Consider the following 25826-nt stretch of genomic DNA (forward strand, 5'->3'; position numbering starts at 1 on the left):
ATGGCGCAGCAGCCCGGTTTTGATTTCTTCGGCTTCGGCAGCAAGCTCGGCGACGAGAGTGAAGTGCGCGCCAAATTCTGGCGCACGGCCAAGAAGGCCGCCCGGCAGATTCCGTTCATGGAAGAGGTCGTCGCCGGCTATTATTGCGCGCTCGACAGGAAGACGCCTTTGCGTGCCAAGGGCATATTGCTGGCAGCGCTTGGCTATTTCGTGCTGCCGGTCGATGTCATACCCGATTTCGTCTTCGGCCTCGGCTTCACCGACGACATCGCCGTGCTGACCGCCGCGATCTCCGCGGTAAGCGCCCATATCACCCCTGCGCACCGCAAGGCCGCCAAGGAGGCGATCGCCGACAAGAGCTGAATCGGCGTCGCGTTGGCAACTGGGTTCAGAAGAAATCCTCCGATCAAACAGGACGATAGCGGCTTGGCTTCGGGTTCCGCTGCGGCCGTTCGAAAAGTCAAACTCTTGCCGCTTTCGTGGCCTCCAAGTCGCCGCAGGGACATTGCGAAAGCCGTTTTTTCAAGAAGCGGCGCGGAAATGGCGGTGGTTTCCATGGGTGAATGTCCTTTTCCAAGGGAAATTCACCGTTTGGTAACCCAGATTAAATCAAAATGAAGCGACGGGCAGGACGCCAAGCCGGCCTGCCCCGCACCATTTGGAATACGGGAAAAGCGATGCGCGGATTGATTGCACTAGTCTCGAGCCTGGTCCTGGTGGCCTTTGCCGCGCCGGCGCTGGCGCAGCAGGCGACCAAGATCGGCCAGCACAATGCCTGGGGCACCTACAGCTACCAGGCGCAGGGCGGCAAGGTCTGCTATGTGCTCACCGTGCCGACCGACAAGCAGCCGCCGACGCTCGATCACGGCGACATGTTCTTCTTCGTCAGCCAGCGCCCGGGCCAGCAAGTGTCCTACGAGCCGCAATTCATCGCCGGCTACACATTCCAGGAAGGCTCCAAGGCCACCGTCACCATCGACAAGAAGACGTTCTCGATGTTCACCCGCGGCAAGTCGGCCTGGGTCGAGAACGCCGCCGAAGAGCCTGTGCTGATCGCCGCCATGAAGACTGGCACCGACATGAAGGTCTCGGCGAAGTCTGGCCGCGGCAATCCGACGACCTATGTGTTTTCGCTGAAAGGCATCTCGGCCGCGCTGACGTCGATCGCCAAGTGCAAGTAGGCTAGCGCGGTTCCCGCCGCATGACTCTCGCCGCAACCTGTGCTATGCGCCGCGCTTCTTTTCGGCACGATGGATGAAATCGGCCGCAATTCGCTTATATTGGCGCTGATATGACCCTTTCCTTCGATCTCACCAATGAGGGCGCACGCGACGCGTTGCGCACTCGCGCCACGCCCGAGAAGCCGTCGCTGATCGGCCTGACCCGGACCGAGCTCGGCGAGGCCCTCATCAGTGCCGGCATCGTGCCCGAGCGCCAAGCGAAAATGCGCGCCCAACAGCTCTGGCACTGGATGTATGTGCGCGGCGTCTCCGATTTTGCCGGCATGTTCAACATCTCCAAGGATCTGCGCGCCGAACTCGACAAGCATTTTACCGTCGCCCGGCCCGAAATCGTCGAGGAGCAGGTTTCCTCCGACGGCACGCGCAAATGGCTGTTCCGCTTTCCGCCGCGCGGCGCCGGCCGTCCCGTCGAGATCGAGACCGTCTACATCCCCGAGGAAGGCCGCGGCACGCTATGCATCTCATCGCAGGTCGGCTGCACGCTGACCTGCTCGTTCTGCCACACCGGCACGCAGAAGCTGGTGCGCAATTTGACGACGGAAGAGATCCTGGCGCAATTGCTCACCGCCCGCGACCGGCTGGGTGACTTCCCCGACCGCGACACACCCGACGGCGCCATCGTCCCTGCCGAGGGCAGAAAAGTCTCCAACGTCGTCATGATGGGCATGGGCGAGCCGCTCTACAATTTCGAGGCGGTGAAGAAGGCGCTGCTGATTGCCTCCGACGGCGACGGACTGTCGCTGTCGAAGCGCCGCATCACGCTCTCGACCTCCGGCGTGGTCCCCGAGATCTTCCGCACCGGCGAGGAGATAGGGGTCATGCTGGCGATTTCGCTGCACGCCACCAATGACGATTTGCGCGACCTGCTTGTGCCGATCAACAAGAAGTATCCGCTGAAGGAACTGATCGAGGCCTGCCGCGCCTATCCCGGCCTGTCCAACGCCAAGCGCATCACCTTCGAATATGTGATGCTGAAGGACGTCAACGATTCCATCGAGGACGCCAAGGGGCTGATCAAGCTGCTCAAAGGCATTCCAGCCAAGATCAATCTGATCCCGTTCAACCCGTGGCCGGGCACCAACTATCAGTGCTCGGACTGGGAGACGATCGAGAAATTTGCCGACTACATCAACAATGCCGGCTATGCCTCGCCGATCCGCACGCCGCGCGGCCGCGACATCCTGGCCGCCTGCGGGCAGCTCAAATCCGACTCCGAACGCATGCGCAAGGTCGACCGCCTGGCGCTGGAAGCCATGATGATTGCGGGGCATGGCGAGGCGTGAGCCGCCTCTTCGCCTATATCCTCCGTTTCGCTGTCATCCTGTTCGGCTATGTCGTCGCCTCATTGGCGGCGAGCGCCTTTCTCAACGTGCTGTTCCTGGCTTCCGTCGGTTATATGCCGGACGATGCGCACCCAGCGGCGGCCGCGGCGCTGTATTTTTCGATCCCGTTCGTGGCGCTGTTTGTCGCCTATTTCGCTTTCATACCGGCGGTGGTCGCAATCCTGATCTCCGAGGTCCTCAGCCGCCGCGACTGGCTGTTCTATGCACTCGCGGGCGGCTTGGTGGCCGCGGCCTTCCTTGGCTTCGTCCACCAGAACGTGGATTTCGACGTCACCGAACCGCGCGCCATCGCCGCGGTGATCGGCTGCGGCATGGTCGGCGGCATCTTCTACTGGCTAAGCGCCGGCCGCTGGGCCGGAAGCTGGTGGCAGGCCGCTACTTCGCCTGAGCGGTCAGGATCTTGAGCGCGAAGGCCGAAAACACACCGGCAAAGAGATAGTCGACGACCCGCGTTACGCGCGGGCTGGCCTTCATCGCCGCCGAAAACCTTTCCGCGGCAAACACCATCGGCGCCGTCACAGGGATCGACAGCACGATGAACATGAGGCCGAGGGAGAACAGTTTTCCCGGCGCGTTCGGATCGTGAGCCGAGACGAACTGCGGCAGAAACGTCATGAAGAACAGGATGATCTTCGGGTTGAGCAAATTGACGCCGAGTCCGGCGGCCCAGCTGCGGAACAGCGAAATCTGCGGCCCGTTCTTCTTCTGCGGTGAAAACGCCGAGCCCTTGGTCATCGCCTGCCAGGCCAGGAACACCAGATAGGCGGCGCCGAAGATTTTCAGCACCAGGAAGGCCATCGGCGAGGCGACGATCAGCGCCGAGATGCCGACCGCCACCAAAGTTGTATGGATCAGCGTGCCGAACAGAGCACCCGCCAGCGAGGCAAAGCCGGCGGCGCGGCCCTGGCTCAGTGTTCGCGAGACGAACAGCGTCATATCCGGCCCCGGCGTGATCGCCAGGATCATGGTGGCGATGGCGAACTGGATCAGTGTTGTGGTGTCGGGAATGAAGGACATCGGTGCCCCTGGCGAATGATCGTCGGTCTATAACGCAGCCTCCCCGCTCACGCCAGCAACTGACTGGCGTCGCATCTGGTCCAGCGGCTGCGGCGGCCGGCGCCCGTTCATCCCTTGCGCTGGCCGGAAATGCCGTGATACCTCGCCCGCGAAACTCACGCGCGGAACCGCCAAAATGTCCCCAGCAATGCCCAAGACAAAAGACGTCAAGAAGGTCGTGCTCGCCTATTCCGGCGGTCTCGACACCTCCATCATCCTGAAATGGCTGCAGGCCGAGCTCGGCGCCGAAGTCGTCACCTTCACCGCCGATCTCGGCCAGGGTGGCGAGCTGGAGCCGGCGCGCCAGAAGGCTGAGATGATGGGCATCAAGGATATCCGCGTCGTCGATGTGCGCGAGGAATTCGTCTCGGATTTCGTCTTCCCGATGTTTCGCGCCAACGCCGTCTATGAAGGCACCTACCTGCTCGGCACCTCGATCGCCCGCCCGTTGATTTCCAAGCACCTGGTCGAGATCGCCCAGGAGGTCGGCGCCGATGCCATTGCGCACGGCGCCACCGGCAAGGGCAACGACCAGGTGCGTTTCGAGCTGTCGGCCTATGCGCTGAATCCCGACATCAAGGTCATCGCGCCGTGGCGCGACTGGTCGTTCAAGTCGCGCACCGACCTGATCAACTTCGCCGAGCAGCACCAGATCCCGGTGGCCAAGGACAAGCGGGGGGAGGCGCCGTTCTCGGTCGACGCCAACCTTCTGCACTCCTCTTCCGAGGGCAAGGTGCTGGAAGACCCGTGGAGCGAGCCGCCGGAATTCGTCCATCAGCGCACCGTCTCGCCGATGGACGCGCCGGACAAGGTCACCGAGATCGAGATCGAATTTTTGAAGGGCGATCCGATTGCGCTGAACGGCAAGAAGCTGTCGCCGGCCGAGATGCTGACGGCGCTTAACGATCTTGGCCGCGACAATGGCATCGGCCGGCTCGATCTGGTCGAGAACCGCTTCGTCGGCATGAAATCGCGCGGCGTCTACGAGACCCCCGGCGGCACCATCCTCATCGTCGCCCACCGCGCCATCGAATCGATCACGCTCGACCGCGGCGCCGGCCACCTCAAGGACGAGTTCATGCCGCGCTACGCCGAGCTGATCTACAACGGCTTCTGGTTCTCGCCCGAGCGGCTGATGCTGCAGGCGATGATCGACAAGAGCCAGGAAGACGTCGAAGGCACGGTGCGCCTGAAACTCTACAAGGGCAATGTCATGGTCACCGGCCGGAAGTCAAAGAAGACGCTCTATTCCGACGCGCTGGTCACCTTCGAGGATGACCGCGGCGCCTACGACCAGAAGGACGCCGCCGGCTTCATCCGCCTCAATGCGCTGCGGCTGAGGACGCTGGCGGCAAGGAGCCGCAAGGGTGAACCAAACTAGTGTTCCAGGAAAACCCGGCGGTCACGCAGGGTTTTTATTTGGTACCTCTAATATAAGAGGCCAAGCTGGCTGACATGGTTTCCGTTTGACCTTTTAAAAGCCTCATCTAAATTCCTTCGCGGGACGAGGGATTCTGATCGTGAAAAACGCCATTTTTCTCATGCTTGCGGCGGCCATCGTCTTTACCGGATGCCAGTCCTCGCAGGCGGCCGCGAAACGCGAGCAGGACGGGTGCATCTCCGCAGTCCATTTGTGGAGCATCACGTTCAAGCACGAAATCGCCTCTTTCATGGGCGTCTCGCAGGAGCGCATGCCAGCCCTGTTCTGCCAGCGCCTTGGCGAAGGGGTCCGCAGCGGGCGGATCAGCTACTCCGATTTGAACAGAGTGCAGCTAGACCTGCCCACCGAGATATGGCTGGTCATCAAGGGCAAGTCAAAGGCGGCTGCCAGGGCCGCGCCAGCGCCGCGGAACTCCAACTTCCGTACCTGCAACGGTATTACCGGTACCTACCAGATTCCCGCTTCCCGCAAATGCCCAGTGAGCGGCTACGCTCAGCTCGACCAACCGACCAAAATCGATATAGAGGGCAGGCCAAAGGCGGTTCCGCCAATGCGGAGGAACTCCAAGTTCCGTACCTGCTCAAATGTTTACAGCGGCTCCTTCGAGGTTCCCGCTTCCGAGAAATGCCCGTCGGGCGGCGGCTACGTGGGCAATTGAGGAACCCAGGCGCTCGCCGCTCTTGCCTCACGCACCAACAAAAAGCCCGGCGCATGGCCGGGCTTTCCGTTCTTCGATCTGGATATTTCTATCAGCCCCCGTCGATCGCGTCGGCGATCTGGGCGATGGCCTGCTGGTAGACGCTGGCGGAATTCCAGCCGGCGATGGCGCCCATATTCGCACTCGCGCTCGCACCCGCCCGCCAGCCATGAGCCTTGAGGAAGTTGGCCGTCGAAGCCAAGGCCGTCGCCTTGTCGCGCAGATTTCCGTTGCCGACGCCATACTTAAGGACATTGCCGGGCAGGAATTGCGTATGGCCGATCTCGCCATGCGCAGCGCCGACCGACGAGGCGCTGAGCGCACCGCGATCGACCAGCTTCAGCGCCGCAATGGCATGCGGGTAAAAGAAGCCCGGGCGGCGGCAATCATAGGCAAGCGTCAGAATGGCGGAGACCGTGTTCTGGTTGCCCAGGGAGGCTCCGAAGCCGGTTTCCATGCCCCAGATGGCCAGCAACACGCCCGGCGACACCCCGTAATTGCTCTCGATCCTGTCGAACATCGCTGCATTCGACTTCTTCAGCGCACGGCCCCTGGAAATGATCGCAGCTCCGCCACGACGCTTCATGAAGGCGTCCACCGAACCGCTGAACGCCTTGTGGATGGCGCGGTCGACGGAGATTGTCTTTGTCGCGTAGCTGGCACCGGCCAGAGCAGCCAGACCCTTCCCGCCGACACCTTCGGACCTGGCCTGCGCGGCAAAGTCCTGCTTCCACGCCTCGAAGCCCGCGCCGGTCTTGCCGCAGCTGGCCGCCGCCTGCGCGCCCGTCGCCAGCGCAAGTACCGCGACCACCGCGGCAGCAATAATCTTTCCCTTGGCAAGCAATGCCATGCTTTTTCTCCTGATTGCCTGAATCACGTCCCGGTTGCGAACTTGCCAGCGAAACGCGCCATTGTCACCGTACCCCCGGCGCTACGCTGGCCAATGCAGCGGAATTTGCTTACGATCAAGTGCTTATTGTGGCCGAAACGCCCGGGCGCCGGGCAGGCGAATTCGCTGCTCGGGTAAAAAGAGGTGACGGGGGCATGGAACGGCGGCCCGTGGCGGGCGTTTGGGCGAGGCGCCGCTCCGCACCATATTCCTCCTCTGACGCCATACGCCAACGCCTGACGCATCGAGATCGACATGAAACTGTTCGACTGCCCGCATTGCGGCCACCGCCTCTACTTCGAGAATGCGCAGTGCCTGAATTGCGGGAGTCTCGTGCTTTACGATCCCGAGCATGCGCGCTTTGCCTTGTCTGACGTCGACGGCATCTTCCACTGCACCAATGCGGATGAATGCGCCTGCAACTGGATGGCCGAACCGGGCCATACCTACTGCCGCGCCTGCTTGCTGAACCAGCTGATCCCCGACCTCTCCGTCGACGGCAACCGCCGCCGCTGGATTCGCGTCGAGGCGGCCAAGAAGCGCGCCGTCTATTCGCTGCTCGCCTTCGGCCTTCCGGTCGCGCCCAAGCACAAGCACGGCGACGAAATCGGCCTCGCCTTCGACTTCATTGCCGATCCGATCGGCGGCGGTCCCGGCGGCGAACGCATCCTTACCGGCCACGACAACGGCCTGATCACGCTCAACGTCGCCGAGGCGGACTCGGCCGAGCGCGAGCGGCGTCGCGTCGAGATGGGCGAAAATTACCGCACGCTGCTCGGTCATTTCCGTCATGAGCTTGGCCATTACTACTGGGACCGGCTGATCCGCGACGAGCCGCAACGGCTCGATGCCTTCCGGGCGCTGTTCGGCGACGAACGCCCCGACTACGAGCAGGCGCTGAAGGCCTATTACGCCAATGGCGCTGCGCCCGACTGGCAGCAGAACCACATCTCCGCCTATGCGACGTCGCATCCATGGGAAGACTGGGCCGAGACCTGGGCGCACCATCTCCACATCACCGACACGCTGGAGATGGTGCACGCGCTGAATTTTCCACTCGGCCAGCTTGAGACGATGGAGACCAATGTGCTGCCGCAAGGCGACACCGGCGGCCGGTTGCAGGCGGCGCCCGCGGAACCTGACGCCGTGCCCGAGCCGTTCGAAAAGATTCTCGCCCGCTGGCTGGTACTCTCGGAAGCCTCCAACTCGATCAACCGCTGCATGGGCCTGCCCGACCTTTATCCCTTCGTCATTTCGGACGTGACGGCGCAGAAGCTCAGCTTCGTGCATGAGCTTTTGACCGGTTTGCCGAAAGAAACCGGAACAAATCGTGAGCTGGCGTCGGTATTTTAGCCGGAACGCATGCGTTCTGGTTTCGTTTGGTGTCGCGAGGGACCATGAAAGGGAGAGAAACCATGAGACGCATATTGTTTCCGGCCGTCGCCGGGGCGCTTGTCGCGATGTCGGGTGCGGCACTTGCCGATACCGCCGTCTCGGCCGTCACCGATCTTAATGTGCGCGCCGGCCCCGGCCCGCAATATCCTGTGATCGGCGTGCTCGCCGCCGGCCAGTCGGCGACGCTCAATGGCTGCATCGAAAACAGCAAATGGTGCACCATTGCCGAAGCCGGAGGCCAGGGCTGGGTCTATTCCGACTATGTCACGGCCGATTTCGGCGGCAACCGGGTCGTTCTGACACGCCGCCCCGCCAACGCCGCCATCACCGTGGTTACACCGCCGCAGGATGATTATCCCGATACCTATACCGGTGCGATTCTGTCCGACGACGGCCCCGTCGACGCCATCGACAGGCCACCGGCGGAAGTCGGCACCTATGTCAGCACGCACCGGCTCGATCCTGTCTATCTCGAAGGCGAGGTGGTGACCGGTGCCACCTTGCCCGACACGGTCGAACTGCGCGAAATCCCCGACTACCGCTACCGCTACGTCTATGTGAATGGCCAGCAGGCGCTGGTCGACCCGCAGACACGGCGCATCATGTACGTCGTGCGCTGATTTTGCCTGGAAAGAATGACAAGTGAACTCGTGCCGCCCTCCTGCCGAGGCTGAGGGCGGCAAAAGGGTCGCTGAACAGCAGCAATTGCGCGAGAGCCGACGATCCCCTAGATCATGCGACCCGATGCGTTCGGCAGAGGAACTCGCGTGATATCAGATTCAGCCGCCTTCGAGCGCTATAGCAACACGGCCACCGAAAAGACGAACCTGCCGCGGCTGATAATTGGAACGGCAGTCGTCGTCCTGTTCTGGGTGGCGATCACCCTGGTTGTGGTGCTTGGCGGCACCTATGTCGCGATCGTCTGGCATGTATTGCCGGACGATCCGCGCGGGCCGCTTCAGGGCTTTCTGGCCTCGCCCATCGGCATACTCGCCGCACTCACCTCGTTTACCGGCATCTGGCTCGGCCTCTGGCTTGCCATGCGTTTCGTCCATGGCGAGCCGCTCTCGGCGCTTTTCGGCGCCAGTCGCCGCGTGTCCTTGTCGGGCTTCCTCAAGGGCCTGGTCGCGGTGCTGATCACATCGGCGCTTTCCGAAATCCTGCTCTACTGGCTACAGCCCGAAATCGCCCGCGGCACGATCAACCTGTCGACCTGGCTGCTGTTCCTGCTCCCGATCGTGGCGCTGACCCTGCTGCAGACCTCGTCCGAGGAGATGCTGTTTCGCGGCTATCTGCTGCGCGGCCTGGCCAGGCGCTTCGAGAGCCCTTACGTGTGGGCGCTATTGCCCGCTTTGCTGTTCACCTCCTTGCATTGGAGCCCGGGCTCGACCCCCGCCATCAACGCCTGCGTGCTGGCCTCGATCGCCGCCTTCGCCTTGCTGTTGACGCTGGTGGTTTATGTCACCGGCAATCTCGGCGCCGCCTTCGGCGCCCATCTCGGCAACAATCTCACCGGCTTCCTGCTGATCTCGCATCAGGAGAACTACAATTCCTTCGCCCTGTTCAACGCCAAGCCGCTGGAAGGTCCGGACTGGACGACGACGGATGCCGTCATCATCGCCGCCATCGGTATCGTCTGCACCTTGCTGACGATCCTGCTGCTTCTGCACCCGCGCTCGCCGCTGAAGGTTACGGCCGACCCTCGGGATGCAGGGTGAACTAAACAGGGACCGATCCAGAGACCGGGAAGCCGCCCTTGTCTTGACTCTTCGGCCGATTTCCTGTCTACAGCCCCGAAATCCGCGACGAGTATCCCTCCGAGCAAGCCGACCAGGACGCCAAAACCTTTTGAGGTGGGTGCTGTAAACAGATCCTGGAGGCCAACACCCGGCAGCGCTGAGCGCCCCCGGGTGCTTTTTGGTTTTGAGCTTTGCTTGGATGAGCGGCGCGAACGCACTACCTCTCGGGCACCATCGGGGTGCCTGAGAAAAAGGAAACGGAATGTTTGAATCGCTGCAGGAGCGCACAAGAGGCGTGGAGGGCCATCGGCCCGACAGGGATCACCATGAATCCAAGGCGCTCTCGCGCGGCGGGTTGACCAATGTTTGAATCACTTCAGGAGCGCCTTGGCTCCATCCTGAACGGCCTGACAGGCCGCGGCGCGCTATCGGAGGCTGATGTCTCGGCGGCGTTGCGCGAGGTGCGCCGTGCGCTGCTCGAAGCCGACGTTGCGCTGGAAGTGGTGCGTTCCTTCACCGACAAGGTGCGCGAGAAGGCCGTCGGCGCCGCCGTCGTCAAGTCGATCAAGCCTGGACAGATGGTAGTCAAGATCGTCCATGACGAGTTGGTCGACATGCTCGGCGCCGAGGGCGTCGCCATCGACCTCAATGCGCCGGCGCCGGTCGTCATCATGATGGTCGGCCTGCAGGGCTCCGGCAAGACGACGACCTCCGCCAAGATCGCCAAGCGCCTGACCGAGCGCCAGAACAAGAAGGTTCTGATGGCCTCGCTCGACACGCGGCGGCCCGCGGCGCAAGAGCAGCTGCGCCAGCTCGGCGAGCAGGTCAAAGTCGCGACGCTGCCTGTCATTGCGGGCCAGAACCCGGTCGACATCGCCAGGCGCGCCGTCCAGGCAGCCAAGCTCGGCGGTCATGACGTCGTCATCCTCGACACCGCCGGCCGCACCCATATTGACGAGCCGCTGATGGTGGAGATGGCCGACATCAAGAAGGTGTCGAGCCCGCACGAAATCCTGCTGGTCGCGGATTCGCTGACCGGCCAGGACGCCGTCAACCTTGCCAAAAGCTTCGATGAGCGCGTCGGCATCACCGGCCTGGTGCTGACTCGCATGGACGGCGACGGCCGTGGCGGTGCCGCGCTTTCGATGCGCGCCGTCACCGGCAAGCCGATCAAGCTGATCGGCACCGGCGAAAAGATGGACGGGCTGGAGGAATTCCACCCCAAGCGTATTGCAGACCGCATCCTCGGCATGGGCGACATCGTCTCGCTGGTCGAAAAGGCCGCCGAAAACATCGACGCCGAGCAGGCGGCGGCGATGGCCAAAAAGATGCAGTCGGGCAAGTTCGACCTGAACGACCTTGCCGGCCAGCTTCAGCAGATGTCGAAAATGGGCGGCATGGGCGGCATCATGGGCATGATGCCCGGCATGGGCAAAATGAAGGACCAGATGGCGGCCGCCGGCCTCGACGACAAGATGTTCGGCCGCCAACTCGCCATCATCTCGTCGATGACCAAGGCCGAGCGCGCCAATCCGGACATGCTGAAACATTCGCGCAAGAAGCGCATCGCCGCCGGCTCAGGCACGGATGCGGCCGAGATCAACAAGCTCTTGAAAATGCATCGCGGCATGGCCGACATGATGAAGGCGATGGGCGGCAAGGGCAAAGGCGGCGGCCTGATGCGCGGCATGATGGGCGGCCTTGCCTCCAAGATGGGCCTCGGCGGCATGATGCCGGGTGGCCCCGGCGGCATGATGGGTGGCGGCATGCCCGACCTCTCCAAGATGGATCCCAAGCAGCTCGAAGCCTTGCAGAAGCAGATGCCCGGCCTTGGCGGCATGAAGGGCCCGCCCACCCCGAGCGGCGGTGGCCTGCCCGGTCTGCCCGGCGGCATGAAGCTTCCCGGCCTTGGCGGCGGTGGTCTGCCCAGCCTCGGAAAGAAGAAGTGAGGACGCTATGAACGAAGAAAAAGACATGGCCGACGCACGCACCATCCTGGCCGGCTATCGCGCCTCGATCGACAACATCGACGCCGCCCTCATCCATATGCTGGCCGAGCGCTTCCGCTGCACCAAGGCGGTCGGCGTGCTCAAGGCCGAGCATGGCCTGCCGCCCGCCGACCCGGCGCGCGAGCAGGAGCAGATCACCCGCCTTCGCCAGCTGGCGAAGGACGCCCATCTCGACCCCGATTTCGCGGAAAAATTCCTCAACTTCGTCGTCCGCGAAGTGATCCGCCATCACGAGCAGATCGCCGCGTCCAACGGCGCAAGCAAAACCGGCTAACAAAGTGCATGTCGCCCAAAAGTGCGCAGCGGTTTTGGGACAACGACCTGCACCAGACAAAGCCATTAACCCAACACTGAAATCAGAAATTTAGGAGAAATGAAATGCCCTTGAAGATCAGACTGGCCCGTGCGGGCTCGAAGAAGCGCCCTTACTACCACGTCGTCATTGCCGACGCCCGTTCGCCGCGCGACGGCCGGTTCATCGAGTCGATCGGCTCGTGGAACCCGCTGCTGCCCAAGGACGGCGAGCGCGTCAAGGTCGACGCCGACCGCGTCAAGCATTGGCTGTCGCACGGCGCCCAGCCGACCGACCGCGTGCTGCGCTTCCTCGATGAGGCCGGCCTCCTCAAGCGCGAAGCCCGCTCCAACCCGAAGAAGGCCGAGCCCGGCAAGAAGGCGCAGGAACGCGCCTCTCTGCTGAAGAAGGCCCAGGAAGACGCTGCCGCCGCCGTTGCCGCCGCTGCTGCAGCCCCGGCCGAAGCGGAAGCCGCCACCGCCGAATAAGCATCGCGTCATCGCATCGACAAAACGGCGGGCCTGTGCCCGCCGTTTTGCTAATGTGCGGCGATGTCATATGCGTTCGAACGAAAGATGACTGAGCGGACCGTCACGGAAGAGACCCTTTTCGGCGGCGTAGCCGGAACGCTGTTGCGATGCGCCGGCGCCACGACAGGCGTCGTCGTGCTCAGCGGATCGAGCGGCCGCATCGACGTCACCCGCGCCCGGCTCTTTGCCAAGGAAGGAGCATCCGCTCTCGCGCTGCAATGGTTTGGCGGCGAAGGTCAGGTGCCCGGCATTTGCGAGATCCCGCTCGAAACGTTTTTCGCGGCGACCGACTATCTTGTCCAGATGGGATGCCGGCGCATCGTCTATGTCGGGACCTCGAAAGGCGCCGAGGCCTCCCTGCTTGCGGCGGCTCACGATCCACGCATCGGCCTCGTGGTTGCGATCAGCCCGACATCGGTGGTCTGGGGCAATATCGGGCCGGGCCGCGACGGCGTCAGCTGGCCGGAACGATCGTCGTGGACGCTCGAGGGGATTCCTTTGCCGTTTGTCCCAAGCAATCCCGCTTGGAACGCTGAGTATGTCGATGGTCTGGTGTCCTACCGGGGGCTCTTCCTACGTGCCTTGCAAACCTTCAAGGACGCAGCGGCCAAGGCTGCCATTCCCGTCGAAGCTATTTCAGCCGACATTGTTCTGGTTGCGGGCGGCGACGACGCGCTATGGCCATCGCTGGATTTTGCCCAGTCGATCGTTCGGTGTCGCCAGGACACCGCAATGACCACCTGCCTCGTCTCAGTGCCCGACGCCGGCCACCGCATTCTGCTGCCGGGCGAAATCACGCCGCGCTCGAGGCTGCATGCCCATGGCGGCAATGACGACGCCGACACGCGCCTGGGCCGCCTGGCTTGGGAGCATATCCGGGGATTGCTGTAGCGCAGGCAGCCATGGTCCAGCTGCCTTGGGCAACAGCGAAACCGGCGATCTATAGCCGCCGGTTTCCGATGTTGGACCTGGCTGTGTTCAATAACCGTCGGGGCAGCTGGCGATATAGGTGCGCCCGTTGCGGCCGCGGTAGCGACATTGACCGCTTTCGCTGGCACGGCCGATCAGCGCGCCGGCCACGGCGCCGACGGCGCCGCCGACGACGGCGCCCTGAACCGGATCATTTGCCACAGCTGCGCCAACCGCCGCGCCGCCGAGACCGCCGACCGCGGCACCCTTTTCGGTTTGCGAGCACGCACCCAGTGCGGTCGCCAGTACCAGAATGATCATCGCTTTTTTCATTGTCGTTCCTCTCTCACGCGGATCGCCGTCCTCGCCGCCACGGCTCTAACTCCCAGACAGCTGATTTGATCCCGAAGACGTGAGAGATCCCGGTGCGCGCGCCTGTCACATTCGTAACGACCGCCGCCGAGCTTGTTGAAATGCAGGACGTTTTACCTTTCAGTGGCCTTCTTCAGATTGGCGAGGCCAGCCTCGAAATCCTTGCCGATCAGCGTATCGAAATTCATGAAGAGGCCCAAAAGCTTGGCAATGAAGGGCCGGCTGCCGCGCATTGCCAGGTGACTGCGGTGGTGTCGCCCGAGGGCTTCAGGGTGAAGTCGACGCTGTTGTTGGCCCGGAATGGCTTCTCGAAGTCGAGCTTCAGCGACACGAGCGAGGATGGCACGGAATTGACGATCTCCATGCGTCCCTTGCCGGCCTTGGCATTGCCTTCCCAGGCGTAGGCGGCGCCCTTGCCGGCATCAGCGCCCGACAGCGTGCGCTTCATCTCGGGGTCGAGCTTTTCGTAGGGTGACCACTCCGGCCAGTGCTTGAAATTGTTGATCAGCGGAAAGATCGCTTCCGGCGCGGCCTTGATGCTGGCGGTGCGGGCGGTGACGAAATCATTCGACCTCGTCGCCGCATAGATGAGCACGGCGGCGATGATGACGACCAGGAGGATGAGAATGGTGCTGAGCATGTTTTTCTCCTCGCTTAACGGCTGAACGGGATCAGGGCGCGCACGCTTGGGTCGCGCAGATAGAGACCGCCCCACAGGATGATGCCGAGATAGACGCTAAACAGCGTGTGCGAAAACAACGGGCTGCCGACGCGCATATTTGTGGCGATGGCGCCGCCGAGATAGCCGGTGAGCAGGATGGCGCCGAGCACCGAGGTGCGGGGCAGCGCATAGAGCGCGGTCGAGATCAGCCCGATAATGCCGAGCGTGCGCGCGACATTGACATCGGCCGGCCAGCCGAGCGGCACCATGGTCTGGGTGACGACATCGAGCGGCGGCAGCTTGATGACGCCGTCGAAGATCATGAACAGGATGATGAGGCCGCTGAGCACGCGGCCGGTCCACAGGGCGCCCGATGAGACGGGCATGGTTTGAGAAATACTCACGGGTGTTCCCTCCTAAGCGGTTCGAGCCGTTTGCTGGCTTCGGACCAAGGACGAGCGATGGGGCGGCGATCCTACAGGGTGCGGATTCTTTTTGGGTAGCAGCAAGCAAAAGCCGCTGCGTGGCGATCCTTCACACCCCCCTCTGGCCTGCCGGCCATCTCCCCCGCAAGGGGGGAGATTACACGCTCGACCGCTTCGGCAATGTTCCATGAATGAGCGGAGCATCGAAACCGCCGATCTCCCTGCTTGCGGGGGAGATGCCCGGCAGGGCAGAGGGGGGCGCTGTCCCTCCACCTTGACGGACTATCGACATCCACCAGTCACGGCTATTGATAGGGCTGGGCGAGAGACGAGCGAATGGCCGGCGAGACTGATCTGAAAAAGCTGCTGGCGGCGATGACGCCGGAACTGCTGCCGGACGTCTACGTGTTCGCTACGCTCACACCTGGAATCAGCCGGCAGGCAGGCCTCGATCCCGTGATGGTCTTTCGCGAGCGCGAGGGTGTGACACTGATCGTGACCGAGGACGCGGCACGGGCGGCCGGGCTGACCGCTTCGTTCCGCTGCCGCATGATCACCCTGAACGTCCACTCCTCGCTGGAAGCCGTCGGCTTCCTCGCCGCCATCACCGCCCGGCTGGCCGCCGCCGGCATGGGCGTCAATCCGGTCTCTGCTTTCTATCATGACCATCTGTTCGTGCCCGCTGAGCGGGCCGAGGAAGCGATGGAGTTATTGCGCCAACTGGCCAAGGATAACGCCGGCTGAATATCAAGCTCGACGCACGTAGAGAATATCCGGCAGGCCTTCTTCGTTGGTGGTGCCCGCGCCGAACGCCTCGGGGCGAAAGCCATGGCGCTCGTAGAAGCGACGCGCGCCGGTGTTGGCCTGGAAGCAATGCAGTTTAACGATCCGTAGCGCGGCGGTCGCTTGCACCAGCAGCCGGCTGCCGATGCCTTGCCACGTCCAGGCGGGGTCGAGATAGAGCTGTTCCACCCAATCGCCGCTCAGGGCAATGAAGCCGACAATGCCGGTGCCGGCCTCGGCGACCGTCACCTGCTGCCGGGGCAGCACGATCTCGCGGATGAAGGCAAGATCCTCATCCGGCGTGTGGATGACCGGCATCCAGGAACGAGCCAAGTGCGGCCCGCATGACAATGGCGATGGTCGCGGCATCCAAAGCCGTGGCGGGGCGCAGCACGATTTTGGTGGGATCGTTCAAAGGCGTTTCTCAACAGAGGTCAGCGCTGCCCTCATCCCCCTGCCGGGACCTTCTCCCCGTGAACGGGGAGAAGGAAGGCTTCGGCCGAAGGCCGAGCCCGCGACTACGGGCCGCCGGCTTTCCGGCGCCCCGCGGAGGGCCAGCCGCGGCAGCGGCGATACGGCCCGTGAGCGATAAACGGAATCGGCCGAAAGCCGAACCCCGTGAGCGAAAACAAACCAGCCGTCAGGCCGCCTTCTTCTTCGGCTGGATCAGGCCGCGCTCGACCAGAAGCTCGGCGATCTGCACCGCGTTGAGCGCCGCGCCCTTGCGCAGATTGTCGGAGACGATCCACATCGACAGGCCGTTGTCGATGGTCGAATCCTCGCGGATGCGCGAGATGAAGGTGGCGTCCTCGCCGGCCGATTCCAGCGGCGTGATGTAGCCGCCATCCTCGCGCTTGTCCAAGACCTGGCAGCCCGGCGCTTCGCGCAGGATATCGCGCGCCTCGTCGGCGGTGATCGGCTTTTCGAACTCGATGTTGACGGCTTCGGAATGGCCGATGAACACCGGCACGCGCACACAGGTCGCCGTCAGCTTGATCTTGGGGTCGAGCATCTTCTTGGTCTCGGCGACCATCTTCCACTCTTCCTTGGTCGAGCCGTCGTCGAGGAAGACGTCGATGTGCGGAATGACGTTGAAGGCGATGCGCTTGGTGAACTTCTTGACCTCGACGCCATCGGCGACGAACACCGCGCGGGTCTGTGTAAAGAGTTCGTCCATGCCTTCCTTGCCGGCGCCGGATACCGATTGATAGGTGGCGACGACGACGCGCTTGATGGTGGCGACATCGTGCAGCGGCTTCAGCGCCACGACCAGCTGCGCCGTCGAGCAGTTCGGATTGGCGATGATGTTCTTGCGGGTGAACAGCGAGATCGCATCCGGGTTCACTTCCGGCACGATCAGCGGCACGTCCTGGTCGTAGCGGAAGGCCGACGAGTTATCGATGACGACGCAGCCCTGCTTGCCGATCTTCGGCGACCACTCCTTGGAGACGTTGCCGCCGGCCGACATGATGCAGATGTCGGTGTCGGAAAAATCATACTGGTCGAGCGTCTTGACCTTCAGCGAACGGTCGCCGAACGACACTTCGGTGCCCTGGCTGCGCCGCGAGGCCAGCGCCACGACTTCGCTTACCGGAAAGCCGCGCTCTTCCAGTATGTTGAGCATTTCGCGCCCCACATTGCCCGTGGCGCCGACTACCGCAACTTTGAAACTCATCAGAAATCTCCTGTCCCTCTCCGCTTGGTTTTTGGAGAAAACCCGCCGGCCAATGCGGGTTTTGTCCCCCGGGCCGGACCCGGGAGAGGGTGGTTAGGCCAAGGGAATCACACCGTTTTGGTGGTGGTTTTGGCCATAGTTTTGCTGGAACGGTAAGACGCGCCAACGCGCCCGGCCCCATGATTGTGGCCGGGGAAGTCGAATGCAAGAAGAGCCATCAGAAGGCCGCGCATCGAAAATGATCCCGTTCGATGCCGGCTTTTACGCGGTTTGCGTCAGGAGTCAATTGCGGCAAGGCACTCGCTTGCCCTGTACAATAGCGGCCGCAAGAAGTACGAACGCCCAAATAGTGTTTGGCTGGCGTGGCGCCAGCCCCGGCATGTGCTGCATGATGAGCCCATGCCCCGAATTCCGAAAGAGTGAGATGTCCAATTTCGAACGTATCGTTCCTGCGCTGGCAGAGGCGCTGGAAAAACGCGGCTATACCGAGCTGACGCCGGTGCAGAAGGCGGTGCTGGAACTCGGCGAGGCCGACGCTCTGGTGTCGGCGCAGACCGGCTCCGGCAAGACTGTCGCCTTCGGCCTGGCTTTGGCGCCGACCCTTCTTGGAAGCGCCGAGCGTTTTGACCAGGCTGGCGCACCGCTGGCGCTGGCCGTGGCGCCGACGCGCGAGCTCGCTCTGCAGGTGATGCGCGAATTGCAATGGCTCTACGCGCCGACCGGCGCCACCGTCGCGTCCTGCGTCGGCGGCATGGACATGCGTTCCGAACGGCGCGTGCTGGAGCGCGGCGCCCACATCGTCGTCGGCACGCCCGGCCGCCTGCGCGACCACATCACCCGCAACTCTCTCGACATGTCGGCGCTGAAAGCCGTGGTGCTGGACGAGGCCGACGAGATGCTCGACCTCGGCTTTCGCGAGGACCTCGAATTCATCCTCGATGCCGCACCGGCTCAGCGCCGCACGCTGATGTTTTCGGCCACCGTGCCGCGCTCGATCGCCACGCTGGCGCAAGGCTATCAGCGCGACGCCGTACGCATCTCGGCCGGCGGCGAGGAAAAGCAGCATCTCGATATCGAGTACCGGGCGCTGAATGTCGCCTATCCCGACCGCGAGAACGCCATCATCAACGTGCTGCGGTTTTACGAAGCGAAGAACGCGCTGGTGTTCTGCAACACCCGCGCCGCCGTCAATCATCTGACGGCGCGCTTCAACAACCGCAATTTTTCCGTCGTGGCGCTGTCGGGCGAGCTCAGCCAGAACGAACGCACCCACGCGCTGCAGGCGATGCGGGACGGCCGCGCCAAGGTCTGCATTGCCACGGATGTCGCGGCGCGCGGCATCGACCTGCCCAATCTCGAACTGGTCATCCACGCCGATCTGCCGACCAATCCCGAAACGCTGCTGCACCGCAGCGGCCGAACCGGCCGAGCCGGACGCAAGGGCGTCAGCGCGCTGATCGTGCCCAACGGCGCCCGCAAGCGCACCGAACGGCTGCTGCAGAATGCCGGGCTGAAGGCGACATGGGCGAGCCCGCCCTCCGCCGACGACGTCATCAAGCGCGACGACGAGCGCATCCTTGCCGATCCAGCCTTCGAAGAGCCGATTGCCGAGGACGAGCGCGGCTTCATCGACGCGCTTCTGGCCAAGCATGGCGCGGAACAGGTGGCCGCCGCCTTCGTGCGCCAATGCCGCGCCAGCCGCTCGGCGCCCGAGGAACTGACGGAGGTCGCGGCCTTCACGCCGTCGCGAGACAGACCGGCGGGCGAAAAATTCGAACGCCGCGACGAAGCGCCCAGCCGCCGCGACGATTTCGGCGACAGCGTCTGGTTCTCGCTGTCGATCGGGCGCAAGCAGAATGCCGAGCCGCGCTGGCTGATCCCGATGCTGTGCCGCACCGGCAACATCTCCAAGCGCGAGATCGGCTCCATCAAGATGCAGCAGGATGAGACCTACGTGCAGATCGCGGCCGACTGGGCCGATCGCTTCCTCGCCGCCGTCGGCCCCGACAAGAAATTGCAGGGCAACATTGCGGTGAAGCGCCTGGACGGCACGCCCGACCTGTCGCGGGCCGGCTACCAGGCGCCGAAGCCCGACAAGAAGCCGCATCGCGGCAAGCGCCCGTTCGAGGCGCCGCAAAGCGCACACAAGCCGAAATTCGAGAAGCGGGAACGGCCCCCCGGCGATGCAAAGCCTTGGGCCGGGAAACCGAAATTCGACAAGGCTGGACCGCCGAAGAACAAGAAACCGAAGAAGCGGCCGGTTTGAGGCTCTTATCGGCCAATTACAGATGTAGGCGCTGCCCCTCATTGCCCTGCCGGGCGTTTCTCCCCGTATAGTGACGGGGAGAAAGGGCTGACCGCAGCCTTGGCGCTCTTCTTGCAACGTTGGCGATTGGTGGAATCGTCGATAACAGCGACCCCTCTCCCCGCCACTATACGGGGAGAGGATGCCGGCAGGCAGGTGAGGGGCAGCGCCAACGCACCGGAAAATAAAGCAACTCATGCCTGAACCGTTCGCCCTCCATTTCGTCCACCCCCTTGCAGTCCGCCGCAACTTTGAACAGTCTGTGCCTGCACGGGGGCGAGGCTAAATGCGCGGCGAAGTTCTTCACTATGACGAGGCCCAGGGTTTCGGCTTCATCACCGGGGCGGACGGCAACCGCTACACCTTCGCGCGCGAGGATCTGCGCCGTGATACCGTGATCGCGAACGGCGCTGTGGTCGAGTTTCTGCCGGCAAGCGGTCAGGCGCGCGACGTTTTTTCAATCCGCGCCCAGCCCGCCAGTCCCGCCACCGCTGCGCCAGCGGCAAGCGCCGCGCCGCCCAAGGCGGCTGCCGCTTCAGCCGCCCCACAGCATTTCGGCCGCCTGGCGGAAGACGGCGCGGTTCGCGATAGCGGACTGCCGGGTTATTTCTGGCGAGGCGTGACGCGCAACTACATCAACTTCGCCGAACGCGCCCGCCGCAAGGAATTCTGGGGCTACTGCCTGTTCTGGACCGTCAGCTTCATCCTGGTCGGAATTGCCGGCGCCCTCGCCGACCAGGCCGTCGGCAATTTCGATGCCGGCAACTGGCCGATTGTGATGATCGGCGTCTGGGGGCTGTTTTGGCTAGCGACGTTCCTGCCCTGGGTCGGGCTCGTCGTGCGCCGCTTGCACGACATCGGCCTGACCGGCTGGCTGGCAATACCTTACTTCGCAATCACCTTCATGTTCGCTCCGGCTACGCTGATCCTCGCGCTGATACTCGGATTGATCCCGACCCAGGCCCACGAAAACCAGTGGGGGCCGGTGCCTGGAGGAGGCGGAGCCTAGACCCGCGCCAAGAAATGAGCAGCCGGCTGTTTGCGGACAGCCGTGCTATAACAATGGCTTAGGTCGCAGCCGGGAAGGCAGCTGCTGTTTTGACCGGACGAACGAAATATTTCTCTTGCCATTTAGTCTGTGCACAGACAATCTGTGCAATCATCAAATCGACGATCGAAAACGGATGATGGAGCCAAGACAAATGTGGACCAACGAGTACACCGCAATTTCCCCCCTTTCGGCGCAGGCCATCTGGAACGCGCTCAAGGCGCTGCACGAAGGCCGCCTCACCTACGAAGGCTCCGATACCTTCGTGCTGCACGGCCCGTTCGCCAAGGGCACCCGCGTCTCTGTAACGCCCGTCGGGCAGGACACCTTCGAATCGACGATCGTCGACCTCGTCGACGCTGTAACCTATGCCGACGAGACCTCTTCGGCGACACGAAACTGCTGTTCAGGCATACGCTGACGCCGGTCGAGGGTGGCACTCAAGTGACTCATCGCCTCGAGATTTCCGGCCCATCGGCCGCCGAGGTCGGACCAGAGCTCGGGCCGCAGATCAGCGGCGATTTCGACACTTCGATGGCTAAACTGTTCGAGCAGGCAATGGTGTTGGCGAACGGTGGCTGATCAAGGGGATCTGAACACGCGCTTCAGCGGACCATCCGAGAGCCCCGGCTTGCTGCTCTGGCGAACCACCATGCGCTGGCAGCGCGTCATGACGGCGGCGCTGGCCCCGCTTGACCTTACCCATGTCCAGTTCGTGCTGCTGGCTTCGGCGATGTGGCTCGGCCGCTATGGCGAGCCGCCCAACCAGGTCCAACTCGCCGCGCAGGCCGGCACCGAGGTGAAGATGACGTCGGACGTCGTCGCCCGGCTTGAGGCAAAGGGACTGATTGTGCGGGACACCGACCCGCGGGATTCCCGCGCCAAGGTGATCCGCGTCTCCACGACGGGGACGGCCGCAGTCCAGCGCGCTATCGTCGCCGTCGAAGCCGCCGACGCTGCTTTTTTCTCAACCGTGGATGAGGCGCAACTCGTCGGCCTGCTGAAACGGCTGGCCGGCGAGATCCGCTGAGTCGGCCGCTAAGCCAGGAACTTGGCGATGATGGCATCGCCCATTGCGACAGTGCCGACTTCGGTCATGCCCTCGGACAAAATATCCTTCGTCCGGAGCCCGTCGTCGAGCACGGCGGCTATTGCGCCTTCGAGCTTGTCGGCCTCATCGACCATGCCGAAGGAATATCGCATGCACATGGCAAACGACGCGATCATGGCGATCGGGTTGGCGATGCCCTGTCCGGCAATGTCGGGCGCCGAGCCATGCACCGGCTCGTACAGCGCCTTGCGCTTCCTGGTCTTCACATCGGGCGCGCCGAGCGAGGCCGACGGCAGCATGCCGATCGATCCGGTCAGCATGGCGGCGATGTCGGACAGCATGTCGCCGAACAGATTGTCGGTGACGATGACGTCGAACTGCTTTGGCCAGCGCACCAACTGCATGCCGCCGGCATCGGCCAGCATGTGGTCGAGCTTGACGTCGGCATAGCGAGTCTTCTGGGTCTGGGTGACGACCTCGTTCCACAGCACGCCGGATTTCATGACGTTGCGCTTTTCCATCGATGTCACGTGGTTCTTGCGCGTGCGCGCCAGCTCGAAGGCGACGCCCGAAATCCGCTCGATCTCGAACGTGTCGTAGACCTGCGTGTCGATCCCGCGCTTCTGGCCGTTGCCGAGATCGATGATCTGCTTCGGCTCGCCGAAATAGACGCCGCCGGTAAGCTCGCGCACGATCAATATGTCGAGGCCCTCGACGACTTCCTGCTTCAGCGAGGACGACGCGGCCAGCGCCGGATAGCAGATGGCGGGCCGGAGATTGGCGAACAGCTCCATATCCTTGCGCAGCCGTAGCAACCCGGCCTCGGGACGCACCTCGTAAGGCACCTTGTCCCATTTCGGCCCGCCGACGGCGCCGAACAGCACGGCGTCCGCAGCCATCGCCTTTGCCATGTCGGCATCCGAAATCGCCGCGCCATGCGCGTCGTAGGCACAGCCGCCGACCAAGCCTTCATCAGTGGCAAAACCGCTGCCGAGCTTTGCGTTCATGGCCGCGATCAGCTTCTTCACCTCGGCCATCGCCTCGGGGCCGATGCCGTCGCCGGCGAGCAGGAGAAGATTTTTCGAAGCCATGGAGAACCGTCCCAACACTGTTTGGAGAAACCGCGGCCTTGCTAAACGCCAAGAGCTTGCGGCGCAAGGGGATGAAGAACGCTACGACGGCGCCCGCGTCTCAAGACCTGGGTTCCTCGCCGTGGCCAGAGGCGGGGGAGAGGAACAAATCACTTGTGCGACAAAATATTCACCAACCGGCCGAACGGATCGCGCACATAAAACCGCCGTACGCCCCAGGGTTCGTCGGCGGGACCATACTCGATGGCAAAGCCGGCGGCCTTCATGCGTTGCAGCGCCGCATCGACATCGTCGACCTCGATGGAGAGGTCCGGCACCGGCGTGCCGGAGCCGCCCTGGGCCATGAAGCTGATCTGCACCTGCATCCGTGCGTCGGAGCCTAAGGTGACGATCCAGCCCTGATCCATCAGCACATCGAGGCCAAGCACGTCCTGATAGAAGCGTTTCGCCGCTGCCGCGTCTGGTGTCCCGATATTGGCCACGATGCGCCGGACCGTCATGGCTTTGCCTCCTCAAGCCGTACGCCGCAGCGCCGTGACTTCGATCTCGATCTTCATTTCCGGCTTGTTGAGCTGGCACACGATCATCGTGGCCGCCGGCCTGATCTCGCCGAAAGCCTCGCCGAGGATGGGGAAGACGACGTCCACGATGGCCCGGTCTGTGATGTAGTAATGCGCCCGCACCACATCGGCCATGTCGAAGCCGCCATCCCTCAGCGCCTCCGCGATGGTCGCCAGGCAATTGCGCGTCTGCGCCTCCACCGTTTCCGGCATGGTCATCGTCGCATAGTCGTAGCCGGTCGTTCCCGACACGAAGCACCAGTCGCCCTGCACCACCGCGCGCGAATAGCCGGCGGTTTTTTCGAAGGGCGAACCGGTGGAGATGAGTGTGCGCATGGAGCCTCGCTGTGGTTTCGGACACTTTTGCAGGGAAAGGGCCGGCCGGGCCATGGGCCAAGTCAGGTGCAAATCTTGGTCGTCGGCGGGACAGCACCCCCCTCTGGCCTGCCGGCCATCTCCCCCTCAAGGGGGGAGATTAGCAGTTCGGACGCCTTTCTCGCTTTCCACATTTGCGATTGGCGAAAGCCAGAGTGACGTCTGATCTCCCCCCTTGAGCGGGAGATGCCCGGCAGGGCAGAGGGGGGTGTGACGGATCGCGACGGAACAAGCATGAACACCGAGTGTTCGCCGCGCTGCCGCGAACCCTAGTTCCCCGACTCCTGCGCCTTGTCCATTGCTTCCTTCACATCCGCAGGCCAGGTCTTCACGTCAGGCCACGCCTGCGGCTCGCCATTGTCGCCGCGCCGGGCGAAGTAGAGCGTGTGCTTGGCCGGGTCGACCGCCATGAAACCGTCATTGCTGCCGCATGCGTGCGGCACGCAGCCGGTGGCGTAGAAGGCGCCCGACGCCGTCTTTTCGGTGCCGCCGCCGACCAGCAGGCTGGTCGCCATGTCGGGCATGGTGTCGCCGAGCAGCGTCTGCGCCGCCTTGTAGACGGCCTCATTGTGGAAGGCGTCGATGATGTTCTGGTATTTGGCCGGATCGACGTCCTTCCAGTCCGTACCCGGCTCCGGCGCGTAGGTCAGGTCGCCCGAGATCGTCAGCCCGTCGCTGGGTGACCATTGCAGCGCTTGCTTCGTATCGCCCGGCAACAGATACGGCACGAAATAGATGGCGTTGTCGGCCACCGCCGCCGGCGGCGCGCCGCATTCGTCCTGTTCGACCTTGAGGCTTTGTATCTCGCCGCCTTCCGGCTTCCAGACGATGACCTTGGCCGGGCCGCACTGGTTGCCGCCGTCGCCGACATCGACCAGCGCCACGTTGACGCCGCCGACCTTGACTGTTCTGTCGAAGAACACGTCGTAATTGCTGGCCAGCTGCTTGCCGTCATAGGCCAGCACCTTTTCGCCATCCTGCTCTGGCTCGGTAATGGTCAGCTGCCCGCCCTCGAACGGGACCGGCCCCTGGCTGTCATCGTCCGCCAGGGCCGCATTGCTCGACGCGCCCGGATCGGCGGCGGACGGATCTTCTGCCGGCACGAGTATCTTGTCGGTCTGTGCTTGCGCGCCGGCCACCGGCATCAGCATCCACGCCAGCGCGCAGGCGCCGGCAAGAAGAAAACGTGTCATGACTGTCCCCTCCGTTCAGCCGCCACGAACCCGGCTTTGTGGCGGCCGGGCCATCTCGTACCACTCAGGCCCAAGGACGCTCGGCAGCGTTCTTCTTCTCGAACGAGGCGATGGCGCCGGCCTTCTCCATGGTCAGGCCGATATCGTCGAGACCGTTCAGCAGGCAGTGGCGCTTGAAGTCGTCGAGGTCGAAGGTGACCACGCCGCCGTCGGGGCCGCGGATTTCCTTGGCCTCGAGGTCGACCGACACCGTCGCATTGGAGCCGCGCGAGGCGTCGTCCATCAGCTTCTCCAGGTCTTCGGGGCTGACGGTGATCGGCAGGATTCCGTTCTTGAAGCAGTTGTTGTAGAAAATGTCGGCGAACGACGTCGAGATGACGCAGCGAATGCCGAAATCGAGCAGCGCCCACGGCGCGTGTTCGCGGCTCGAACCGCAGCCGAAATTGTCGCCGGCGACCAGGATCTGCGCCTTGCGGTAGGCTGGCTTGTTGAGCACGAAGTCGGGGTTTTCCGAGCCATCGTCCTTGTAGCGCATTTCGGCGAACAGGCCGCTGCCGAGCCCGGTGCGCTTGATCGTCTTGAGATAATCCTTGGGGATGATCATGTCGGTGTCGACATTGACGATCGGCATCGGTGCGGCGACGCCGGTGAGCTTGGTGAATTTTTCCATGGCTTTTGCCCGTTCTTGATCGAATTCGTTGCGTCAGGGTTTGCTGCGCCCGGTTTACACAAAGCCGCCGGCAAAT

At 63.3% G+C, this 25826-nt stretch carries 32 protein-coding genes; 19 read left to right on the forward strand and 13 right to left on the reverse strand.

From position 1 onward, the window contains the following. From NLY36_RS14780 to NLY36_RS14795, 4 genes are all read left to right on the forward strand, one after another. On the forward strand, nucleotides 1-363 hold the full coding sequence (locus tag NLY36_RS14780; protein WP_023687669.1) for a YkvA family protein: 363 nt from the start codon (nucleotides 1-3) through the stop codon (nucleotides 361-363). 314 nt (nucleotides 364-677) lie between these two features. Beyond that, the gene (locus NLY36_RS14785) at nucleotides 678-1181 is read left to right on the forward strand and encodes an invasion associated locus B family protein (protein WP_023671718.1); all 504 of its coding nucleotides are present in this window, start codon (nucleotides 678-680) and stop codon (nucleotides 1179-1181) included. Nucleotides 1182-1291: 110 nt separating this feature from the next. Beyond that, nucleotides 1292-2524 carry a dual-specificity RNA methyltransferase RlmN gene (rlmN, locus tag NLY36_RS14790; RefSeq protein ID WP_023736749.1) on the forward strand — a complete coding sequence of 411 codons (1233 nt, stop codon included), beginning with the start codon at nucleotides 1292-1294 and terminating at the stop codon, nucleotides 2522-2524. Then, entirely contained in the window at nucleotides 2521-2988 is a 468-nt protein-coding gene (locus tag NLY36_RS14795) for a hypothetical protein (protein WP_023694539.1), read from the forward strand. The genes rlmN and NLY36_RS14795 overlap by 4 nt, the downstream gene beginning before the upstream one ends. Here NLY36_RS14795 and NLY36_RS14800 read toward each other — a convergent pair. After that, nucleotides 2960-3601 (reverse strand): LysE family translocator, encoded by a 642-nt coding sequence (locus NLY36_RS14800; protein WP_023706760.1) that lies wholly within the window; start codon nucleotides 3599-3601, stop codon nucleotides 2960-2962. The two genes, NLY36_RS14795 and NLY36_RS14800, sit on opposite strands and share 29 nt — an antisense overlap. Before the next feature lie 187 nt (nucleotides 3602-3788). Between NLY36_RS14800 and NLY36_RS14805 the strand changes: the two genes are divergently transcribed. Together NLY36_RS14805 and NLY36_RS14810 are read left to right on the forward strand one after the other, a co-directional pair. Further along, a complete protein-coding gene (locus NLY36_RS14805; RefSeq protein ID WP_023736748.1) occupies nucleotides 3789-5021 on the forward strand; it encodes an argininosuccinate synthase in 1233 nt (410 codons plus the stop codon). Between the two features lie 139 nt (nucleotides 5022-5160). Continuing rightward, on the forward strand, nucleotides 5161-5739 hold the full coding sequence (locus NLY36_RS14810) for a hypothetical protein (RefSeq protein ID WP_023698860.1): 579 nt from the start codon (nucleotides 5161-5163) through the stop codon (nucleotides 5737-5739). A gap of 91 nt (nucleotides 5740-5830) precedes the next feature. Here the strand turns inward: NLY36_RS14810 and NLY36_RS14815 are convergent, their stop codons facing one another. Continuing rightward, on the reverse strand, nucleotides 5831-6628 hold the full coding sequence (locus NLY36_RS14815; RefSeq protein ID WP_023671711.1) for a lytic murein transglycosylase: 798 nt from the start codon (nucleotides 6626-6628) through the stop codon (nucleotides 5831-5833). Between the two features lie 294 nt (nucleotides 6629-6922). Between NLY36_RS14815 and NLY36_RS14820 the strand changes: the two genes are divergently transcribed. The 7 genes from NLY36_RS14820 (at nucleotide 6923) to NLY36_RS14850 (ending at nucleotide 13523) form a co-directional block, all read left to right on the forward strand. Further along, a complete protein-coding gene (locus tag NLY36_RS14820; RefSeq protein ID WP_023726017.1) occupies nucleotides 6923-8020 on the forward strand; it encodes a zinc-binding metallopeptidase family protein in 1098 nt (365 codons plus the stop codon). 62 nt (nucleotides 8021-8082) lie between these two features. Beyond that, a complete protein-coding gene (locus NLY36_RS14825) occupies nucleotides 8083-8682 on the forward strand; it encodes a DUF1236 domain-containing protein (protein WP_023671709.1) in 600 nt (199 codons plus the stop codon). Nucleotides 8683-8829: 147 nt separating this feature from the next. Then, a complete protein-coding gene (locus tag NLY36_RS14830; protein WP_023736747.1) occupies nucleotides 8830-9780 on the forward strand; it encodes a CPBP family intramembrane glutamic endopeptidase in 951 nt (316 codons plus the stop codon). Nucleotides 9781-10163: 383 nt separating this feature from the next. Next, entirely contained in the window at nucleotides 10164-11750 is a 1587-nt protein-coding gene (gene ffh, locus NLY36_RS14835; protein WP_023736746.1) for a signal recognition particle protein, read from the forward strand. Nucleotides 11751-11757: 7 nt separating this feature from the next. Next, a complete protein-coding gene (locus NLY36_RS14840) occupies nucleotides 11758-12084 on the forward strand; it encodes a chorismate mutase (RefSeq protein ID WP_023671706.1) in 327 nt (108 codons plus the stop codon). A 104-nt stretch (nucleotides 12085-12188) separates the two neighbouring features. Further along, entirely contained in the window at nucleotides 12189-12590 is a 402-nt protein-coding gene (rpsP, locus tag NLY36_RS14845; protein ID WP_023671705.1) for a 30S ribosomal protein S16, read from the forward strand. Nucleotides 12591-12677: 87 nt separating this feature from the next. Then, on the forward strand, nucleotides 12678-13523 hold the full coding sequence (locus tag NLY36_RS14850) for an acyl-CoA thioester hydrolase/BAAT C-terminal domain-containing protein (RefSeq protein WP_023736745.1): 846 nt from the start codon (nucleotides 12678-12680) through the stop codon (nucleotides 13521-13523). A gap of 87 nt (nucleotides 13524-13610) precedes the next feature. Here the strand turns inward: NLY36_RS14850 and NLY36_RS14855 are convergent, their stop codons facing one another. The 3 genes from NLY36_RS14855 to NLY36_RS14865 all read right to left on the reverse strand — a co-directional run bounded on the left by NLY36_RS14855 (nucleotide 13611) and on the right by NLY36_RS14865 (nucleotide 14978). After that, a complete protein-coding gene (locus NLY36_RS14855; protein ID WP_023683830.1) occupies nucleotides 13611-13874 on the reverse strand; it encodes a YMGG-like glycine zipper-containing protein in 264 nt (87 codons plus the stop codon). Nucleotides 13875-14097: 223 nt separating this feature from the next. After that, complete coding sequence (locus NLY36_RS14860; RefSeq protein ID WP_348524914.1) at nucleotides 14098-14553, reverse strand: SRPBCC family protein; 456 nt, start codon at nucleotides 14551-14553, stop codon at nucleotides 14098-14100. A 14-nt stretch (nucleotides 14554-14567) separates the two neighbouring features. Beyond that, nucleotides 14568-14978 carry a DoxX family protein gene (locus NLY36_RS14865; protein WP_023687655.1) on the reverse strand — a complete coding sequence of 137 codons (411 nt, stop codon included), beginning with the start codon at nucleotides 14976-14978 and terminating at the stop codon, nucleotides 14568-14570. 357 nt (nucleotides 14979-15335) lie between these two features. Between NLY36_RS14865 and NLY36_RS14870 the strand changes: the two genes are divergently transcribed. Then, nucleotides 15336-15743, forward strand: a complete 408-nt coding sequence (locus NLY36_RS14870) for an ACT domain-containing protein (RefSeq protein ID WP_023671700.1) — start codon at nucleotides 15336-15338, stop codon at nucleotides 15741-15743. A 3-nt stretch (nucleotides 15744-15746) separates the two neighbouring features. On the opposite strand, the gene NLY36_RS14875 is transcribed toward NLY36_RS14870, so the two are convergent. The 3 genes from NLY36_RS14875 to NLY36_RS14885 form a co-directional block, all read right to left on the reverse strand. Then, the gene (locus NLY36_RS14875) at nucleotides 15747-16100 is read right to left on the reverse strand and encodes a GNAT family N-acetyltransferase (RefSeq protein ID WP_245260309.1); all 354 of its coding nucleotides are present in this window, start codon (nucleotides 16098-16100) and stop codon (nucleotides 15747-15749) included. Continuing rightward, a complete protein-coding gene (locus NLY36_RS14880; RefSeq protein ID WP_280813933.1) occupies nucleotides 16075-16197 on the reverse strand; it encodes a hypothetical protein in 123 nt (40 codons plus the stop codon). Before NLY36_RS14880 ends, NLY36_RS14875 begins: the two co-directional genes overlap by 26 nt. Before the next feature lie 225 nt (nucleotides 16198-16422). Next, nucleotides 16423-17457 (reverse strand): aspartate-semialdehyde dehydrogenase, encoded by a 1035-nt coding sequence (locus NLY36_RS14885; RefSeq protein WP_023671698.1) that lies wholly within the window; start codon nucleotides 17455-17457, stop codon nucleotides 16423-16425. 424 nt (nucleotides 17458-17881) lie between these two features. Between NLY36_RS14885 and NLY36_RS14890 the strand changes: the two genes are divergently transcribed. From NLY36_RS14890 to NLY36_RS14910, 5 genes are all read left to right on the forward strand, one after another. Further along, entirely contained in the window at nucleotides 17882-19723 is a 1842-nt protein-coding gene (locus NLY36_RS14890) for a DEAD/DEAH box helicase (RefSeq protein ID WP_023710257.1), read from the forward strand. Nucleotides 19724-20048: 325 nt separating this feature from the next. Continuing rightward, nucleotides 20049-20771: a DUF805 domain-containing protein gene (locus NLY36_RS14895; RefSeq protein ID WP_023683826.1), complete on the forward strand. Its 723-nt coding sequence runs from the start codon at nucleotides 20049-20051 to the stop codon at nucleotides 20769-20771. Between the two features lie 193 nt (nucleotides 20772-20964). Further along, on the forward strand, nucleotides 20965-21231 hold the full coding sequence (locus NLY36_RS14900; protein WP_023683825.1) for a hypothetical protein: 267 nt from the start codon (nucleotides 20965-20967) through the stop codon (nucleotides 21229-21231). Between the two features lie 23 nt (nucleotides 21232-21254). Further along, a complete protein-coding gene (locus NLY36_RS14905) occupies nucleotides 21255-21392 on the forward strand; it encodes a hypothetical protein (RefSeq protein WP_023683824.1) in 138 nt (45 codons plus the stop codon). Between the two features lie 70 nt (nucleotides 21393-21462). Beyond that, nucleotides 21463-21840: a MarR family winged helix-turn-helix transcriptional regulator gene (locus NLY36_RS14910; protein ID WP_023683823.1), complete on the forward strand. Its 378-nt coding sequence runs from the start codon at nucleotides 21463-21465 to the stop codon at nucleotides 21838-21840. A gap of 8 nt (nucleotides 21841-21848) precedes the next feature. Here NLY36_RS14910 and leuB read toward each other — a convergent pair whose 3' ends face one another. The 5 genes from leuB to leuD all read right to left on the reverse strand — a co-directional run bounded on the left by leuB (nucleotide 21849) and on the right by leuD (nucleotide 25750). Then, nucleotides 21849-22952 (reverse strand): 3-isopropylmalate dehydrogenase, encoded by a 1104-nt coding sequence (gene leuB / locus NLY36_RS14915; protein ID WP_023683822.1) that lies wholly within the window; start codon nucleotides 22950-22952, stop codon nucleotides 21849-21851. A gap of 149 nt (nucleotides 22953-23101) precedes the next feature. Next, nucleotides 23102-23452: a VOC family protein gene (locus NLY36_RS14920; protein ID WP_023683821.1), complete on the reverse strand. Its 351-nt coding sequence runs from the start codon at nucleotides 23450-23452 to the stop codon at nucleotides 23102-23104. Nucleotides 23453-23464: 12 nt separating this feature from the next. Beyond that, nucleotides 23465-23848: a RidA family protein gene (locus NLY36_RS14925; RefSeq protein WP_023683820.1), complete on the reverse strand. Its 384-nt coding sequence runs from the start codon at nucleotides 23846-23848 to the stop codon at nucleotides 23465-23467. A 308-nt stretch (nucleotides 23849-24156) separates the two neighbouring features. Further along, nucleotides 24157-25080, reverse strand: a complete 924-nt coding sequence (locus tag NLY36_RS14930; RefSeq protein WP_023736744.1) for an Ivy family c-type lysozyme inhibitor — start codon at nucleotides 25078-25080, stop codon at nucleotides 24157-24159. A 64-nt stretch (nucleotides 25081-25144) separates the two neighbouring features. After that, complete coding sequence (leuD, locus tag NLY36_RS14935; RefSeq protein ID WP_023694556.1) at nucleotides 25145-25750, reverse strand: 3-isopropylmalate dehydratase small subunit; 606 nt, start codon at nucleotides 25748-25750, stop codon at nucleotides 25145-25147. Nucleotides 25751-25826: the final 76 nt, after the last annotated feature.

Origin of the sequence: Mesorhizobium sp. C399B (genome assembly GCF_030323185.1) — a bacterium.
GTDB lineage: Bacteria > Pseudomonadota > Alphaproteobacteria > Rhizobiales > Rhizobiaceae > Mesorhizobium.

What these genes read in the sequence shown, in the direction of transcription:
- NLY36_RS14780 (WP_023687669.1), top strand. Translation starts at nt 1, where the DNA reads ATGGCGCAGCAGCCCGGTTTTGATTTCTTCGGCTTCGGCAGCAAGCTC.
- NLY36_RS14785 (WP_023671718.1), top strand. Translation starts at nt 678, where the DNA reads ATGCGCGGATTGATTGCACTAGTCTCGAGCCTGGTCCTGGTGGCCTTT.
- rlmN (WP_023736749.1), top strand. Translation starts at nt 1,292, where the DNA reads ATGACCCTTTCCTTCGATCTCACCAATGAGGGCGCACGCGACGCGTTG.
- NLY36_RS14800 (WP_023706760.1), bottom strand. Translation starts at nt 3,601, where the DNA reads ATGTCCTTCATTCCCGACACCACAACACTGATCCAGTTCGCCATCGCC.
- NLY36_RS14805 (WP_023736748.1), top strand. Translation starts at nt 3,789, where the DNA reads ATGCCCAAGACAAAAGACGTCAAGAAGGTCGTGCTCGCCTATTCCGGC.
- NLY36_RS14815 (WP_023671711.1), bottom strand. Translation starts at nt 6,628, where the DNA reads ATGGCATTGCTTGCCAAGGGAAAGATTATTGCTGCCGCGGTGGTCGCG.
- NLY36_RS14820 (WP_023726017.1), top strand. Translation starts at nt 6,923, where the DNA reads ATGAAACTGTTCGACTGCCCGCATTGCGGCCACCGCCTCTACTTCGAG.
- NLY36_RS14825 (WP_023671709.1), top strand. Translation starts at nt 8,083, where the DNA reads ATGAGACGCATATTGTTTCCGGCCGTCGCCGGGGCGCTTGTCGCGATG.
- ffh (WP_023736746.1), top strand. Translation starts at nt 10,164, where the DNA reads ATGTTTGAATCACTTCAGGAGCGCCTTGGCTCCATCCTGAACGGCCTG.
- NLY36_RS14840 (WP_023671706.1), top strand. Translation starts at nt 11,758, where the DNA reads ATGAACGAAGAAAAAGACATGGCCGACGCACGCACCATCCTGGCCGGC.
- rpsP (WP_023671705.1), top strand. Translation starts at nt 12,189, where the DNA reads ATGCCCTTGAAGATCAGACTGGCCCGTGCGGGCTCGAAGAAGCGCCCT.
- NLY36_RS14850 (WP_023736745.1), top strand. Translation starts at nt 12,678, where the DNA reads ATGACTGAGCGGACCGTCACGGAAGAGACCCTTTTCGGCGGCGTAGCC.
- NLY36_RS14855 (WP_023683830.1), bottom strand. Translation starts at nt 13,874, where the DNA reads ATGAAAAAAGCGATGATCATTCTGGTACTGGCGACCGCACTGGGTGCG.
- NLY36_RS14860 (WP_348524914.1), bottom strand. Translation starts at nt 14,553, where the DNA reads ATGCTCAGCACCATTCTCATCCTCCTGGTCGTCATCATCGCCGCCGTG.
- NLY36_RS14870 (WP_023671700.1), top strand. Translation starts at nt 15,336, where the DNA reads ATGGCCGGCGAGACTGATCTGAAAAAGCTGCTGGCGGCGATGACGCCG.
- NLY36_RS14875 (WP_245260309.1), bottom strand. Translation starts at nt 16,100, where the DNA reads ATGCCGGTCATCCACACGCCGGATGAGGATCTTGCCTTCATCCGCGAG.
- NLY36_RS14885 (WP_023671698.1), bottom strand. Translation starts at nt 17,457, where the DNA reads ATGAGTTTCAAAGTTGCGGTAGTCGGCGCCACGGGCAATGTGGGGCGC.
- NLY36_RS14890 (WP_023710257.1), top strand. Translation starts at nt 17,882, where the DNA reads ATGTCCAATTTCGAACGTATCGTTCCTGCGCTGGCAGAGGCGCTGGAA.
- NLY36_RS14895 (WP_023683826.1), top strand. Translation starts at nt 20,049, where the DNA reads ATGCGCGGCGAAGTTCTTCACTATGACGAGGCCCAGGGTTTCGGCTTC.
- NLY36_RS14900 (WP_023683825.1), top strand. Translation starts at nt 20,965, where the DNA reads ATGTGGACCAACGAGTACACCGCAATTTCCCCCCTTTCGGCGCAGGCC.
- NLY36_RS14910 (WP_023683823.1), top strand. Translation starts at nt 21,463, where the DNA reads ATGCGCTGGCAGCGCGTCATGACGGCGGCGCTGGCCCCGCTTGACCTT.
- leuB (WP_023683822.1), bottom strand. Translation starts at nt 22,952, where the DNA reads ATGGCTTCGAAAAATCTTCTCCTGCTCGCCGGCGACGGCATCGGCCCC.
- NLY36_RS14920 (WP_023683821.1), bottom strand. Translation starts at nt 23,452, where the DNA reads ATGACGGTCCGGCGCATCGTGGCCAATATCGGGACACCAGACGCGGCA.
- NLY36_RS14925 (WP_023683820.1), bottom strand. Translation starts at nt 23,848, where the DNA reads ATGCGCACACTCATCTCCACCGGTTCGCCCTTCGAAAAAACCGCCGGC.
- NLY36_RS14930 (WP_023736744.1), bottom strand. Translation starts at nt 25,080, where the DNA reads ATGACACGTTTTCTTCTTGCCGGCGCCTGCGCGCTGGCGTGGATGCTG.
- leuD (WP_023694556.1), bottom strand. Translation starts at nt 25,750, where the DNA reads ATGGAAAAATTCACCAAGCTCACCGGCGTCGCCGCACCGATGCCGATC.